General features: G+C 58.4%; 11 protein-coding genes and 1 tRNA gene. All 12 read left to right on the top strand.

The genetic code is table 11. From position 1 onward, the window contains the following. Positions 1–78 precede the first annotated feature (78 nt). Positions 79–154: transfer RNA gene (locus EA798_RS20325), tRNA-Trp, on the top strand. Between the two features lie 42 nt (positions 155–196). Beyond that, on the top strand, positions 197–565 hold the full coding sequence (gene secE, locus EA798_RS20320; protein WP_014821639.1) for a preprotein translocase subunit SecE: 369 nt from the start codon (positions 197–199) through the stop codon (positions 563–565). A 9-nt stretch (positions 566–574) separates the two neighbouring features. Then, positions 575–1,108 carry a transcription termination/antitermination protein NusG gene (gene nusG, locus EA798_RS20315; protein ID WP_015278297.1) on the top strand — a complete coding sequence of 178 codons (534 nt, stop codon included), beginning with the start codon at positions 575–577 and terminating at the stop codon, positions 1,106–1,108. Between the two features lie 109 nt (positions 1,109–1,217). Next, positions 1,218–1,649 carry a 50S ribosomal protein L11 gene (rplK, locus tag EA798_RS20310; protein ID WP_003280820.1) on the top strand — a complete coding sequence of 144 codons (432 nt, stop codon included), beginning with the start codon at positions 1,218–1,220 and terminating at the stop codon, positions 1,647–1,649. Continuing rightward, positions 1,649–2,344: a 50S ribosomal protein L1 gene (rplA, locus tag EA798_RS20305; RefSeq protein WP_106155922.1), complete on the top strand. Its 696-nt coding sequence runs from the start codon at positions 1,649–1,651 to the stop codon at positions 2,342–2,344. The genes rplK and rplA overlap by 1 nt, the downstream gene beginning before the upstream one ends. A gap of 192 nt (positions 2,345–2,536) precedes the next feature. Further along, positions 2,537–3,037, top strand: coding sequence for a 50S ribosomal protein L10 (gene rplJ, locus EA798_RS20300; RefSeq protein ID WP_003280824.1), 501 nt, complete (start codon positions 2,537–2,539; stop codon positions 3,035–3,037). A gap of 75 nt (positions 3,038–3,112) precedes the next feature. Beyond that, on the top strand, positions 3,113–3,481 hold the full coding sequence (gene rplL, locus EA798_RS20295) for a 50S ribosomal protein L7/L12 (protein WP_106155921.1): 369 nt from the start codon (positions 3,113–3,115) through the stop codon (positions 3,479–3,481). 213 nt (positions 3,482–3,694) lie between these two features. Beyond that, positions 3,695–7,765 (top strand): DNA-directed RNA polymerase subunit beta, encoded by a 4,071-nt coding sequence (gene rpoB, locus EA798_RS20290; RefSeq protein WP_106155920.1) that lies wholly within the window; start codon positions 3,695–3,697, stop codon positions 7,763–7,765. Positions 7,766–7,830: 65 nt separating this feature from the next. Beyond that, on the top strand, positions 7,831–12,030 hold the full coding sequence (rpoC, locus tag EA798_RS20285) for a DNA-directed RNA polymerase subunit beta' (protein ID WP_106155919.1): 4,200 nt from the start codon (positions 7,831–7,833) through the stop codon (positions 12,028–12,030). Between the two features lie 139 nt (positions 12,031–12,169). Further along, the gene (gene rpsL / locus EA798_RS20280) at positions 12,170–12,541 is read left to right on the top strand and encodes a 30S ribosomal protein S12 (RefSeq protein WP_003280832.1); all 372 of its coding nucleotides are present in this window, start codon (positions 12,170–12,172) and stop codon (positions 12,539–12,541) included. A gap of 97 nt (positions 12,542–12,638) precedes the next feature. Next, on the top strand, positions 12,639–13,109 hold the full coding sequence (gene rpsG / locus EA798_RS20275) for a 30S ribosomal protein S7 (RefSeq protein ID WP_003280834.1): 471 nt from the start codon (positions 12,639–12,641) through the stop codon (positions 13,107–13,109). Positions 13,110–13,139: 30 nt separating this feature from the next. Next, positions 13,140–15,260, top strand: coding sequence for an elongation factor G (fusA, locus tag EA798_RS20270; RefSeq protein ID WP_106155918.1), 2,121 nt, complete (start codon positions 13,140–13,142; stop codon positions 15,258–15,260). Positions 15,261–15,328 lie beyond the last annotated feature (68 nt).

Below are 15,328 nucleotides of genomic sequence, written 5' to 3'. Positions count from 1 at the left end.
GGCGTGGTTGCCAAGATCGTCGAATAACGATTGATCTGTTTGAAGCAGGTCGGCATAATAGTCGGCCTGACTCTTTCTAGGCCAGTAGCTCAATTGGCAGAGCGGCGGTCTCCAAAACCGCAGGTTGGGGGTTCGATTCCCTCCTGGCCTGCCATTTTCAATAACGAAATTGGCAGTCTTTACAAGGTTCTAGCAGATGAATATCAAAGCTGAAGCCAATGACGCGCGCTTCGATCTGGTGAAGTGGCTTGTTGTGGCTGCTTTGGTGGTTGTTGCCGTTGTCGGCAATCAATACTACTCCGCTGAGCCGATTCTTTATCGTGTCCTTGCGGTTCTAGCGATTGGAGTGGTTGCTGCGTTCGTTGCGCTGCAGACTTCCAAGGGTCGCTCTTTCGCGGTGCTGCTGAAAGAGGCGCGCGGCGAGATTCGCAAGGTCGTTTGGCCGACCCGTCAGGAGACTACTCAGACCACGTTGATCGTTGTCGTTGTGGTGCTTGTGATGGCGCTGCTGTTGTGGGGGCTTGACTCCCTGCTCGGCTGGTTGGTCTCCATGGTTGTTGGTTAAGGGTGTCTCGTGGCTAAGCGTTGGTATGTTGTGCATGCTTACTCGGGTTACGAGAAGCACGTCATGCGCTCCCTGGTTGAGCGTGTCAAGCTTGCCGGCATGGAAGATGAGTTCGGCGAGATTCTTGTTCCGACCGAAGAAGTGGTCGAGATGCGTAACGGGCAGAAGCGCAAGAGTGAGCGCAAATTCTTTCCTGGCTACGTTCTGGTTCAGATGGAAATGAACGAGGGTACTTGGCACCTTGTCAAGGATACTCCTCGTGTAATGGGCTTCATTGGTGGTACGGCGGACAAGCCGGCGCCCATTACTGATAAAGAAGCAGAGGCTATCCTGCGTCGCGTTGCTGACGGAAGTGATAAGCCGAAGCCTAAAACGCTCTTCGAGCCGGGCGAGGTTGTGCGAGTGGCAGATGGCCCGTTCGCGGATTTCAATGGTGTGGTTGAAGAAGTTAACTACGAGAAGAGTCGGATCCAGGTTGCGGTCCTGATCTTCGGCCGCTCTACGCCGGTAGAGTTGGAGTTCAGTCAGGTCGAAAAGGTTTAACTGAACGAAGCATCCCGACCCCGCAGCTTCAGGCTGCGGGGTTTTGTCGTCATCGGGATAAATCAGCAAAGGGGAGCCGCAAGGCGTTAAAACCCGTAACGGAGTTACTATGGCTAAGAAGATTCAAGCTTACATCAAGCTTCAGGTAAAGGCCGGTCAGGCTAACCCGTCGCCGCCCGTTGGTCCTGCACTGGGTCAGCATGGCGTCAACATCATGGAGTTCTGCAAGGCATTCAATGCTCGGACCCAGGGCCAGGAGCCCGGTCTGCCGACTCCCGTGATTATTACTGTTTACAGCGATCGCAGCTTCACTTTTGAAACCAAGAGTACTCCGGCTGCAGTGCTGCTGAAGAAGGCTGCTGGGATCACCAGCGGTTCCGCTCGTCCCAACACCCAGAAGGTCGGCACCGTTACTCGTGCGCAGTTGGAAGAGATCGCCAAGACCAAGCAGGCTGATCTGACTGCTGCCGAAATGGAAGCTGCCGTACGAACCATCGCAGGTTCGGCTCGCAGCATGGGCCTGAATGTGGAGGGTGTGTAATGGCTAAGTTGACCAAGCGCCAGAAGGCTATCGCCGAGAAGATCGAATCCGGCAAACAGTATGCTTTCGAAGATGCTGCCAAGTTGTTGGCGGAAGTCTCCGCAGTCAAGTTCACCGAGTCATTCGATATCGCGATCAACCTCGGTGTGGATCCGCGTAAATCCGATCAGGTTGTTCGTGGCGCCACCGTACTGCCGAACGGTACTGGCAAGACTGTTCGCGTTGCCGTGTTCACTCAGGGTCCGGGCGCTGAAGCTGCTCTGGCTGCCGGCGCTGATCGCGTTGGCATGGACGACCTGGCTGCTGAAATGAAAGGCGGTGATCTGAATTACGACGTGGTGATCGCTTCCCCGGACGCCATGCGCGTAGTCGGTCAGTTGGGTCAGATTCTCGGTCCCCGCGGCCTGATGCCGAACCCGAAGGTCGGTACCGTGACTCCGGACGTTGCCACTGCGGTCAAGAATGCCAAGGCCGGTCAGGTGCGTTTCCGTACTGACAAGAACGGCATCATCCACACCTCTGTGGGCAAGGTTGGTTTCGAAGCTGGTCAGCTGAAGCAGAACGTTGAAGCGTTGCTGTCGGACCTGAAGCGTCTGAAGCCTTCCACTTCAAAAGGTATTTATGTCAAGCGCGTGACCCTGAGCACCACTATGGGTCCGGGACTGGTCATCGATCAGGCTTCCCTGGAAGCGTAAGACAACAGCGCCCCGCACGCGGGGCGCTTGCAAGATTGGGGTCCCTGCCTGGCGGGGGCTATCCAAGACCGTAGGCGGCGCAAGCCTTAAACCAAAAGCCTACGCAGAGGTGCTCCCGATTCGTACCGAATCAGACACCAAATCCCGTCCGGTTTCGACCGGATGAACCGGTAACATCCAGGAGTGTAACCCGTGGCAATCAAACTCGAAGACAAGAAGGCCATCGTCGCTGAAGTCAACGAGGCTGCCAAAGCTGCCCTGTCCGCTGTCGTGGCTGATGCCCGTGGCGTGACCGTGGGGGCCATGACCGGACTCCGTAAAGAGGCCCGCGAAGCTGGCGTTTACGTGCGTGTTGTACGTAATACCCTGCTGCGCCGCGCTGTTGATGGCACTCAGTTCGAAGTGCTCAACGACGTGTTCAAAGGCCCGACCCTGATTGCGTTCTCCAATGAACATCCGGGCGCTGCTGCTCGTATCTTCAAGGAGTTCTCCAAGGGTCAGGACAAGTTCGAGATCAAGGCCGCTGCGTTCGAGGGTCAGTTCCTCGCAGCCAATCAGATCGACGTGCTGGCAACTCTGCCGACCTACGACGAAGCCATTTCTCAGCTGATGAGCGTTATCCAAGGCGCTACCAGCAAGCTGGCTCGTACACTGGCGGCCGTTCGCGACCAGAAGGAAGCTGCTGCCGCTTAAGCGGTTGGCTACTTTCGCAATCACTTTTTGAATTAGATGGCCGCAGGCCGTCACCTAAATACAGGAACTAGAGTCATGGCTCTGACCAACGAAGACATCATCAACGCCGTTTCCGAAATGTCCGTGATGCAGGTTGTTGAACTGATCAAGGCAATGGAAGAGAAGTTCGGCGTTACCGCTGCTGCTGCCACCGTAGCCGCTGCCGGCCCGGCTGCCGCCGCTGTCGAAGAGCAAACCGAGTTCACCATCGTTCTGGCCGAAGCTGGCGAGAAGAAGGTCAACGTGATCAAGGCTGTTCGCGAGCTGACCGGTCTGGGCCTGAAAGAAGCCAAGGCTGTCGTTGACGGCGCCCCGGGCGTGGTCAAGGAAGGCGTTTCGAAGGAAGAAGCCGAAGCTGCCAAGAAGGCTCTGGAAGAAGCAGGCGCCAAAGTCGAGCTCAAGTAAGCGACGACCTTGCGTCTACAGCCCGAGCGACTCGCGAAAGGCTGATGGCTGGTGGCTCTTGCCACCGGCCTTTTTCCGTTATGGAAAGCCAGCCAAGCTGGCTGTTCCTCGGAAAGCCACCTCAGGGTGGTGCGAATCAAGGGATTCGCAAGATTTTCTGGCTGCTCCCGTCGGGAGAAGCCAACAAGCAGGTGACCAAGCTGGGGAACGCTGATGGCTTACTCATACACTGAGAAAAAACGTATCCGCAAGGACTTTAGCAAGTTACCGCACGTGATGGACGTGCCGTATCTTTTGGCCATCCAGCTGGATTCGTATCGCGAATTCCTGCAGGCGGGAGCGACCAAAGATCAGTTCCGCGACATTGGCTTGCATGCAGCCTTCAAATCCGTTTTCCCGATCATTAGCTATTCCGGCAATGCAGCGCTGGAATACGTCGGCTATCGCCTTGGCGAGCCGGCTTTCGATGTCAAGGAATGTGTCCTGCGCGGCGTGACATTTGCTGTCCCGCTGCGAGTCAAGGTGCGCCTGATCATTTTCGACAAAGAATCGTCGAACAAGGCCATCAAGGACATCAAGGAACAGGAAGTTTACATGGGGGAAATCCCCCTGATGACCGAGAACGGCACCTTTATCATCAACGGTACCGAGCGCGTCATCGTTTCCCAGCTGCACCGCTCGCCAGGCGTGTTCTTCGACCACGACCGCGGCAAGACGCACAGCTCCGGCAAGCTGCTGTACTCGGCTCGCATCATTCCGTACCGTGGCTCCTGGCTTGACTTCGAGTTCGATCCGAAGGACGCCGTCTTCGTTCGTATCGACCGTCGCCGCAAGCTGCCGGCATCGGTGCTTCTGCGTGCGCTGAACTACAGCACCGAAGAGATCCTGGATGCCTTCTACGACACCAACGTATTCCATGTGAAAGGCGAGACCCTTTCGCTGGAATTGGTGCCGCAGCGTTTGCGTGGTGAAATCGCCAGCTTCGATATCAAGGATGAGAGCGGCAAGGTCATCGTCGAGCAAGGCCGTCGTATTACCGCCCGTCACATCAATCAGCTCGACAAGTCCGGCATCAAAGAACTCGAGATGCCGATGGACTACGTGCTGGGCCGCACTGTTGCCAAGGCGATCGTGCATCCGGCTACCGGCGAAATCATCGCCGAGTGCAACACCGAGCTGACCGTCGATGTCATGGCGAAGATCGTCAAGGCTCAGGTTGTCCGTTTCGAGACCCTGTACACCAACGACATCGATTGTGGCCCGTTCATTTCCGACACGCTGAAGATCGATTCGACCACCAACCAGCTCGAAGCTCTGGTGGAGATCTACCGGATGATGCGTCCTGGCGAGCCGCCAACCAAGGATGCAGCAGAGACCCTGTTCAACAACCTGTTCTTCGCCTCGGAGCGTTACGACCTGTCTGCGGTCGGCCGGATGAAGTTCAACCGTCGTATCGGTCGCACCGAGATCGAGGGTTCCGGTGTATTGAGCCGCGAAGACATCGTTGCGGTGCTCAAGACACTGGTCGATATCCGTAACGGCAAAGGCATCGTCGACGACATCGATCACCTGGGTAACCGTCGTGTCCGTTGCGTTGGCGAGATGGCCGAGAATCAGTTCCGTGTTGGCCTGGTGCGTGTTGAACGCGCGGTCAAGGAGCGACTGTCGATGGCCGAAAGCGAAGGCCTGATGCCGCAGGATCTGATCAACGCCAAGCCGGTTGCGGCGGCGGTGAAAGAGTTCTTCGGTTCCAGCCAGCTCTCGCAGTTCATGGACCAGAACAATCCGCTCTCCGAGATCACGCACAAGCGCCGTGTTTCGGCTCTTGGCCCGGGTGGTCTGACCCGTGAGCGTGCCGGCTTCGAGGTTCGTGACGTACACCCGACCCACTACGGCCGCGTGTGCCCGATCGAAACACCAGAAGGTCCGAACATCGGTCTGATCAACTCGCTGGCAGCTTATGCTCGCACCAATCAGTACGGCTTCCTGGAAAGCCCGTATCGCGTGGTCAAGGAAGGCGAGGTTACCGACGAGATCGTGTTCCTCTCGGCGATCGAAGAGGCCGACCATGTAATCGCCCAGGCCAGCGCCAAGCTGGATGGTCGCAAACTGGTCGACGAACTCGTCGCCGTGCGTCACCTGAACGAGTTCACCGTCAAGGCGCCCGAAGACGTGACTCTGATGGACGTGTCGCCGAAGCAGGTCGTTTCCGTTGCCGCCTCGCTGATTCCGTTCCTCGAACACGACGACGCCAACCGCGCCCTGATGGGTTCGAACATGCAGCGTCAGGCCGTGCCGACCCTGCGTTCGGACAAGCCTCTGGTCGGAACCGGGATGGAGCGCAACGTGGCGCGCGACTCCGGCGTCTGCGTGGTAGCTCGGCGTGGCGGTGTGATCGATTCGGTTGATGCCAGCCGTGTGGTTGTGCGCGTCCATGATGCTGAGGTCGAGACCGGTGAAGCGGGTGTCGACATCTACAACCTGACCAAGTACACCCGTTCCAACCAGAACACCTGCATCAACCAGCGTCCGCTGGTTCGCAAGGGTGACGTGGTGGAACGCGGGGACATCATGGCTGATGGTCCCTCCACCGATATGGGTGAACTGGCGCTCGGGCAGAACATGCGCGTCGCGTTCATGCCGTGGAACGGTTACAACTTCGAAGACTCCATCCTCCTTTCGGAGCGCGTGGTTCAGGAAGACCGTTTCACCACCATCCATATCCAGGAACTGACCTGTGTGTCGCGTGACACCAAGCTCGGCCCAGAGGAAATCACCGCGGACATCCCCAACGTGGGTGAGGCTGCGCTGAACAAGCTGGACGAGGCGGGCATCGTCTACGTCGGCGCCGAAGTCGGCCCGGGCGATATCCTGGTTGGCAAGGTCACTCCGAAAGGCGAGACGCAGCTGACTCCGGAAGAGAAGCTGCTGCGTGCGATCTTCGGTGAGAAGGCGTCCGATGTTAAGGACACCTCCCTGCGCGTGCCGACCGGCACCAAGGGCACTGTTATCGACGTTCAGGTATTCATCCGTGACGGCGTCGAGCGTGACTCCCGTGCGCTGGCGATCGAGAAGATGCAGCTCGACGAGATTCGCAAGGACCTCAACGAGGAGTTCCGCATTGTCGAAGGCGCGACTTTCGAGCGTCTGCGCTCGGCGCTGGTCGGTGCGACTGCCGAAGGTGGTGCTGGCCTGAAGAAAGGCGCGGTAATCACCGACGAGATTCTCGACGGTCTGGAGCATGGCCAGTGGTTCAAGCTGCGCATGGCCGAAGACGCACTGAATGAGCAGTTGGAGAAGGCCCAGGCCTACCTGTCCGACCGCCGTCAGCTGCTCGACGACAAGTTCGAAGACAAGAAGCGCAAGCTGCAACAGGGCGACGATCTGGCGCCGGGCGTACTGAAGATCGTCAAGGTCTACCTGGCAATCAAGCGTCGCATCCAGCCGGGTGACAAGATGGCCGGTCGTCACGGTAACAAGGGTGTCGTCTCGGTAATCATGCCGGTGGAAGACATGCCGCATGATGCCAACGGGACGCCGGTCGACATCGTGCTCAACCCGCTGGGCGTACCGTCGCGTATGAACGTCGGTCAGATCCTCGAAACCCACCTGGGCCTCGCGGCCAAGGGCCTGGGCGAGAAGATCAACCTGATGCTCGAAGAGCAGCGCAAGGTTGCCGAACTGCGCAAGTTCCTGCACGAGATCTACAACGAGATCGGTGGTCGTCAGGAAAATCTGGATGACCTGAGCGATCAGGAAGTGCTGGACCTGGCGAACAACCTGCGTAAAGGCGTGCCGATGGCGACTCCGGTATTCGACGGAGCCAAGGAGCGCGAGATCAAGGCCATGCTGAAGCTGGCCGATCTGCCGGAAAGCGGTCAGATGCAGCTGTTCGACGGTCGTACCGGTAACAAGTTCGAGCGCACCACCACGGTCGGCTACATGTACATGCTCAAGCTGAACCACCTGGTCGACGACAAGATGCACGCGCGTTCCACCGGTTCCTACAGCCTGGTTACCCAGCAGCCGCTGGGTGGTAAGGCGCAGTTCGGTGGTCAGCGCTTCGGGGAGATGGAGGTCTGGGCGCTGGAAGCCTACGGCGCCGCGTACACCCTGCAGGAAATGCTCACGGTCAAGTCGGACGACGTGAACGGGCGGACCAAGATGTACAAGAACATCGTGGACGGCGATCACCGTATGGAGGCCGGCATGCCGGAGTCCTTCAACGTGTTGATCAAAGAGATCCGCTCGCTCGGTATCGATATCGATCTGGAAACCGAATAACCACGCACCGCCTGCGCGGCGCCCGGCACTGGCCGGGTGTCGCAGGTCCGTGAGGAGGAAAGGCCTTGAAAGACTTGCTGAATCTGTTGAAAAACCAGGGTCAAATCGAAGAGTTCGATGCCATCAAGATTGCCCTGGCTTCGCCCGAGATGATCCGTTCCTGGTCCTTCGGTGAAGTAAAGAAGCCGGAAACCATCAACTACCGTACCTTCAAGCCAGAGCGCGACGGCTTGTTCTGCGCCAAGATCTTTGGCCCGGTGAAGGACTATGAGTGCCTGTGCGGCAAGTACAAGCGCCTCAAGCACCGCGGCGTAATCTGCGAGAAGTGTGGCGTTGAAGTCGCGCTCGCCAAGGTTCGTCGTGAGCGCATGGCACACATCGAGCTGGCTTCGCCGGTCGCCCACATCTGGTTCCTGAAGTCGCTGCCGTCCCGCATCGGCCTGCTGCTGGACATGACTCTGCGCGATATCGAGCGCGTGCTCTATTTCGAGAGCTACGTCGTCATCGACCCGGGCATGACCACTCTGGAAAAGGGTCAGCTGCTGAATGACGAGCAGTACTTCGAAGCGCTGGAAGAGTTCGGTGACGACTTCGATGCCCGCATGGGTGCCGAGGCTGTGCGCGAGCTGCTGATTCAGATCGACCTGGAGCACGAAATCGGTCGCCTGCGTGAAGAAATCCCGCAGACCAACTCCGAAACCAAGATCAAGAAGCTCTCCAAGCGGCTGAAGCTGATGGAAGCGTTCCACGGCTCGGGCAACCTGCCGGAGTGGATGATCCTCACTGTGCTGCCAGTACTGCCGCCGGACCTGCGTCCGCTGGTTCCGCTGGATGGCGGCCGTTTCGCGACTTCGGATCTCAACGATCTGTATCGCCGCGTGATCAACCGTAACAACCGCCTGAAGCGTCTGCTCGACCTGTCGGCGCCTGACATCATCGTGCGCAACGAAAAGCGCATGCTGCAAGAGGCGGTCGATGCACTGCTGGACAACGGTCGTCGCGGTCGCGCCATCACCGGCTCGAACAAGCGCCCGCTCAAGTCCCTGGCTGACATGATCAAGGGTAAGCAGGGTCGCTTCCGTCAGAACCTGCTCGGTAAGCGCGTGGACTACTCCGGTCGTTCCGTTATCACCGTGGGCCCGACCCTGCGTCTGCACCAGTGCGGTCTGCCGAAGAAGATGGCCCTTGAGCTGTTCAAGCCGTTCATTTTCGGCAAGCTGGAAATGCGCGGCATGGCCACTACCATCAAGGCGGCCAAGAAGATGGTCGAGCGCGAGCTGCCCGAGGTCTGGGACGTTCTCGCCGAAGTGATTCGCGAACATCCCGTGCTGCTCAACCGCGCGCCGACGCTGCACCGTCTGGGTATCCAGGCGTTCGAGCCGGTGCTCATCGAAGGCAAGGCGATCCAGCTGCACCCGCTGGTCTGTGCTGCATACAACGCCGACTTCGACGGTGACCAGATGGCCGTGCACGTTCCGCTGACGCTGGAAGCCCAGCTGGAAGCGCGCGCGCTGATGATGTCGACCAACAACATCCTCTCGCCAGCCAACGGCGAGCCGATCATCGTGCCGTCGCAGGACGTGGTTCTGGGTCTGTACTACATGACCCGTGAAGCCATCAACGCGAAGGGTGAGGGTCGCGTGTTCGCTGACCTGCAGGAAGTCGACCGCGTATTCCGCGCTGGCGAGGCCTCGCTGCACGCCCGGGTGAAGGTACGCATCAACGAAGTGATCAAGGATCGCGACGGCAGCATCACCAAGAACACGCGCATCGTCGACACCACCGTTGGCCGCGCGCTGCTGTTCCAGATCGTGCCGGACGGCATGTCCTACGACGTCGTCAACCAGCCGATGAAGAAGAAGGCGATCTCCAAGCTGATCAACCTGTGCTACCGCACTGTTGGTCTGAAGGACACCGTCATCTTTGCCGACCAGCTGATGTATACCGGTTTCGCCTACTCGACCATTTCCGGTGTTTCCATCGGCGTGAATGACTTCGTCATCCCGGATGAAAAGGCACGCATCATCGACGCGGCTACCGAAGAAGTGAAGGAGATCGAATCGCAGTACGCCTCCGGCCTGGTGACCCAGGGCGAGAAGTACAACAAGGTGATCGACCTCTGGTCCAAGGCGAACGACGAAGTCTCCAAGGCGATGATGGCCAACCTCTCCAAGGAGAAGGTCATCGATCGCGATGGCAAGGAAGCCGAGCAGGATTCGTTCAACTCGATGTACATGATGGCCGACTCGGGCGCCCGGGGCTCCGCTGCGCAGATTCGCCAGCTGGCTGGTATGCGTGGTCTGATGGCCAAGCCGGATGGCTCGATCATCGAAACGCCGATCACCGCGAACTTCCGTGAAGGTCTGAACGTACTGCAGTACTTCATCTCCACCCACGGCGCTCGTAAGGGTCTGGCGGATACCGCACTGAAGACCGCGAACTCTGGTTACCTGACCCGTCGTCTGGTCGACGTGGCGCAGGATCTGGTGGTTACCGAAGTGGATTGCGGTACCGAGCAGGGCCTGTTCATGACCCCGCACATCGAAGGCGGTGACGTCGTCGAGCCGCTGGGTGAGCGTGTGCTTGGCCGCGTGATCGCGCGTGACGTGCTCAAGCCGGGCACCGACGATGTACTGGTGCCGGCTGGTACGCTGGTCGACGAACAGTGGGTCGACTTCATCGAGCTGAACAGCATCGACGAAGTGGTCGTGCGTTCGCCGATTTCCTGCGAAACCCGCTACGGTATCTGCGCCAAGTGCTACGGCCGCGACCTGGCCCGTGGGCATCAGGTCAACATCGGTGAGGCAGTGGGCGTTATCGCTGCTCAGTCAATCGGTGAACCGGGTACCCAGCTGACCATGCGTACGTTCCACATCGGTGGTGCGGCTAGCCGGACTTCGGCTGTCGACAACGTCATGGTGAAGAACGGCGGCACCATTCGTCTGCACAACCTGAAGCACGTCGAGCGTGCCGATGGTGCGCTGGTGGCGGTATCCCGCTCCGGTGAGCTGGCGGTAGCCGACGACTTCGGTCGTGAGCGCGAGCGCTACAAGCTGCCGTACGGCGCGGTGATTTCCGTCAAGGAAGGCGACAAGGTCGACGCTGGCGCCGTGGTTGCCAAGTGGGATCCGCACACTCACCCGATCGTTACCGAGATGAAGGGTGTCGTGACCTTCGTCGGCATGGAAGAGAACATCACCATCAAGCGCCAGACCGACGAGCTGACCGGTCTGACCAACATTGAAGTGATGGATCCGAAGGACCGCCCGGCATCGGGCAAGGACATTCGTCCGGCGATCAAGATGGTTGACGCCAATGGCAAGGAACTGTTGCTGCCGGGTACCGACGTACCTGCTCAGTACTTCCTGCCGGCTAACGCTCTGGTGGGTGTGGCTGACGGTGCCGAGATCAATGTGGGTGACGTTATCGCACGTATCCCGCAGGAAACCTCGAAGACCCGCGACATCACCGGTGGTCTGCCGCGCGTTGCCGACCTGTTCGAGGCGCGTCGTCCGAAGGAGCCATCCATCCTGGCGGAAATCAGCGGTACGATTTCCTTCGGCAAGGAAACCAAGGGCAAGCGCCGCCTGGTCATCACTCCGACCGACGGTAGCGATCCGTACGAGGAGCTGATTCCGAAGTGGCGTCACCTCAATGTCTTCGAAGGCGAACAGGTGAACAAGGGGGAGGTGATCTCCGACGGTCCGAGCAACCCGCACGATATCCTGCGTCTGCTGGGTGTCAGCGCGCTGGCCAAGTACATCGTCAACGAGATCCAGGACGTGTACCGCCTGCAGGGTGTGAAGATCAACGACAAGCACATCGAGACCATTCTGCGTCAGATGCTGCGCAAGGTTGAGATCACCGAGTCCGGCGATTCCAGCTTCATCAAGGGTGACCAGATGGAGTTGACCCAGGTGCTGGAAGAAAACGAGCGCCTGAGCGAAGAGGACAAGTTCGTCGCCAAGTACGTGCGCGTCCTGCTGGGCATCACCAAGGCGTCGCTGTCGACCGAGTCGTTCATTTCCGCTGCCTCCTTCCAGGAGACCACGCGCGTACTGACCGAGGCGGCCGTAACCGGCAAGCGTGACTATCTGCGCGGCCTGAAGGAAAACGTGGTCGTGGGTCGCTTGATCCCGGCTGGTACTGGCTTGGCCTATCACAGCGAGCGCAAGCGCAAGCGTGATGCTGACAAACCAGTTCGCGTAAGCGCCGATGAAGTCGAAGCGGCTCTGACCGAGGCGCTGAACTCCAGCGGTAACTAAGTGCGGAGCCCCGGCGGCGAGCCGGGGCCTGCCTTGACGGTGGGCGAGAAGCTCTTTAGACTCTCGTACCCCTAATTTGGCGGGGCTTCGTGCCCTGCCATTTTTCGTTTGTGTCGAAAGACAACAGTGGAGCTAGTAGATGGCAACTATCAACCAGCTGGTACGTCAGCCGCGTAAGCGGGTCGTCGAGAAAAGCGACGTCCCTGCGCTGCAAAACTGCCCGCAACGTCGTGGCGTGTGCACTCGTGTGTACACCACCACGCCGAAGAAACCGAACTCTGCACTGCGTAAAGTGTGCCGCGTTCGCCTGACCAATGGCTATGAAGTCGCCTCGTACATCGGCGGTGAAGGCCACAACCTGCAAGAGCACAGCGTAGTGCTGATCCGTGGCGGTCGTGTAAAAGACCTTCCGGGTGTGCGTTACCACACCGTGCGCGGTTCGCTGGATACTTCCGGTGTTAAAGACCGTAAGCAGGGTCGTTCCAAGTACGGCGCCAAGCGCCCGAAATAAGCAGCATTTCTATTTATTTGAGTCGATAAGAGTAAGGTCGGGCGTAACTTGAAGTTACCGTTCCGAGCTAACCTGAAGACCGTTTGAGGGCTTATCAATGCCAAGACGTCGTGTAGCAGCCAAGCGCGAGATCCTTGACGATCCGAAATACGGAAGTCTGATCCTGGCCAAATTCATGAACCACGTGATGGAGAGCGGCAAGAAAGCCGTTGCCGAGCGTATCGTTTATGGTGCACTGGACAAGGTGAAGGAGCGCAAGAACAGCGATCCCCTGGAAATCTTCGAAAAAGCACTCGATGCCATCGCTCCGCTGGTCGAAGTCAAATCCCGCCGTGTCGGCGGTGCTACCTACCAGGTTCCGGTCGAAGTTCGTCCTTCCCGTCGCAATGCCCTGGCCATGCGCTGGCTGGTAGACGCTGCGCGCAAGCGTGGCGAGAAATCCATGGCGCTGCGCCTTGCTGGCGAGCTGATGGATGCTTTTGAAGGTAAGGGCGCTGCAGTCAAGAAGCGCGAAGACGTGCACCGTATGGCTGAAGCCAACAAGGCCTTCTCGCACTACCGCTTCTAAATCAAGCGCAACTTTTACGAGGACCTTATTGTGGCCCGTACTACCCCAATCAACCGCTACCGTAACATCGGTATCTGTGCCCACGTCGACGCGGGCAAGACCACCACCACGGAGCGGATTCTGTTCTACACCGGCCTCAGCCATAAGATGGGTGAAGTGCACGACGGCGCAGCGACTACCGACTGGATGGTTCAGGAGCAGGAGCGTGGTATTACCATTACCTCTGCTGCTGTAACGACTTTCTGGCAGGGTTCGCGCGGTCAGTACGACAACTATCGCGTCAACGTCATCGATACTCCCGGTCACGTTGACTTCACCATTGAGGTGGAGCGCTCGCTCCGCGTTCTCGATGGTGCTGTGGTTGTATTCTGCGGTACTTCCGGCGTTGAGCCGCAGTCCGAGACCGTATGGCGTCAGGCCAACAAGTACGGCGTTCCGCGTATCGTCTACGTGAACAAGATGGACCGTCAGGGGGCCAACTTCCTGCGCGTAGTTGGTCAGATCAAGCAGCGTCTGGGGCACACTCCGGTGCCGGTCCAGCTTGCAATCGGCTCCGAAGAGAACTTCGAAGGTCAGATCGATCTGATCAAGATGAAGGCCATCTACTGGAACGATGAAGACAAGGGCACCAGCTACCGTGAGGAAGAAATTCCTGCAGAGCTGATGGATCTGGCTGAAGAGTATCGCTCCAACATGATCGAGGCTGCGGCCGAGGCCAATGAAGAGCTGATGAACAAGTATCTCGAGGGCGGTGAGCTCACCGTTGACGAGATCAAGGCTGGTCTGCGTCAGCGCACCATCGCTTGTGAAATCGTTCCGGCTGTCTGTGGCTCCTCCTTCAAGAACAAGGGTGTGCCTCTGGTTCTCGACGCCGTTATCGACTTCCTGCCTGCGCCGACCGAGATTCCGCCGATTCAGGGTGTCAATCCGGATAACGAAGAGCAGGTCGACGAGCGTCATGCGCGCGACGACGAGCCTTTCTCCGCGCTGGCATTCAAGATCGCCACCGACCCGTTCGTCGGCACCCTGACCTTCACTCGTGTTTATTCGGGTGTTCTGTCTTCCGGTGACTCGGTGATCAACTCGGTCAAGGGCAAGAAAGAGCGCGTGGGTCGGATGGTGCAGATGCACGCCAACCAGCGTGAAGAAATCAAAGAGTGTCGCGCGGGTGATATCGCTGCTCTGATCGGCATGAAGGACGTCACCACTGGTGACACCCTGTGCTCGATCGAGAAGCCGATCATTCTCGAGCGCATGGACTTTCCGGAGCCTGTGATTTCGGTTGCTGTGGAGCCGAAAACCAAGGCTGACCAGGAGAAGATGGGTATTGCTCTGGGCAAGTTGGCTCAGGAAGATCCGTCGTTCCGCGTTCAGACCGACGAAGAGACCGGCCAGACCATCATCTCGGGTATGGGTGAGTTGCACCTCGATATTCTTGTCGACCGTATGCGTCGCGAGTTTAACGTTGAGGCGAACATCGGCAAGCCGCAGGTTTCCTATCGCGAAACCATCACCAAGGACAACGTCGAGATCGAAGGTAAGTTCGTTCGTCAGTCCGGTGGTCGCGGTCAGTTCGGTCATTGCTGGATTCGTTTCTCCACTCCGGATGTGGACGAGAAAGGCAATATCACCGAGGGTCTGGTGTTCACCAACGAGGTGGTCGGTGGTGTGGTTCCGAAGGAATACATCCCTGCGATCCAGAAAGGCATCGAAGAGCAGATGAAAAACGGCGTCGTCGCCGGTTATCCGCTGATCGGCCTGAAGGCGACCGTGTTCGATGGTTCCTACCATGACGTCGACTCCAACGAGATGGCGTTCAAGGTGGCGGCTTCCATGGCCACCAAGCAGCTGGCCAGCAAGGGCGGCGGCAAGGTGCTTGAGCCGATCATGAAGGTCGAAGTAGTGACCCCTGAAGACTACATGGGCGACGTGATGGGTGACCTGAACCGTCGTCGCGGTCTGATCCAGGGTATGGAAGACTCGGTATCCGGCAAGGTTATCCGCGCCGAGGTTCCGCTCGGAGAGATGTTCGGTTATGCGACCGATGTCCGTTCCATGTCTCAGGGTCGCGCGAGCTACTCCATGGAATTCTCCAAATACGCTGAGGCTCCGGCGAATATCGTCGAGACACTCGTTAAAAAACAAGGTTGATTCAGCCCTTTAAGTAAGAGGTTTACTGTCGTGGCTAAGGAAAAATTCGAACGTAACAAACCGCACGT

The sequence above is a fragment of the Pseudomonas songnenensis genome (assembly GCF_003696315.1).
Lineage (GTDB): Bacteria > Pseudomonadota > Gammaproteobacteria > Pseudomonadales > Pseudomonadaceae > Stutzerimonas > Stutzerimonas songnenensis.
Note: the sequence above shows the minus strand (reverse complement) of the source record. Positions and strands in the feature narration are given on the sequence as shown.

Bases quoted from the DNA above. Each gene is read 5' to 3' on its own strand.
- secE (WP_014821639.1), top strand. From the start codon at position 197: ATGAATATCAAAGCTGAAGCCAATGACGCGCGCTTCGATCTGGTGAAG.
- rplK (WP_003280820.1), top strand. From the start codon at position 1,218: ATGGCTAAGAAGATTCAAGCTTACATCAAGCTTCAGGTAAAGGCCGGT.
- rplA (WP_106155922.1), top strand. From the start codon at position 1,649: ATGGCTAAGTTGACCAAGCGCCAGAAGGCTATCGCCGAGAAGATCGAA.
- rplL (WP_106155921.1), top strand. From the start codon at position 3,113: ATGGCTCTGACCAACGAAGACATCATCAACGCCGTTTCCGAAATGTCC.
- rpoB (WP_106155920.1), top strand. From the start codon at position 3,695: ATGGCTTACTCATACACTGAGAAAAAACGTATCCGCAAGGACTTTAGC.
- rpsL (WP_003280832.1), top strand. From the start codon at position 12,170: ATGGCAACTATCAACCAGCTGGTACGTCAGCCGCGTAAGCGGGTCGTC.
- rpsG (WP_003280834.1), top strand. From the start codon at position 12,639: ATGCCAAGACGTCGTGTAGCAGCCAAGCGCGAGATCCTTGACGATCCG.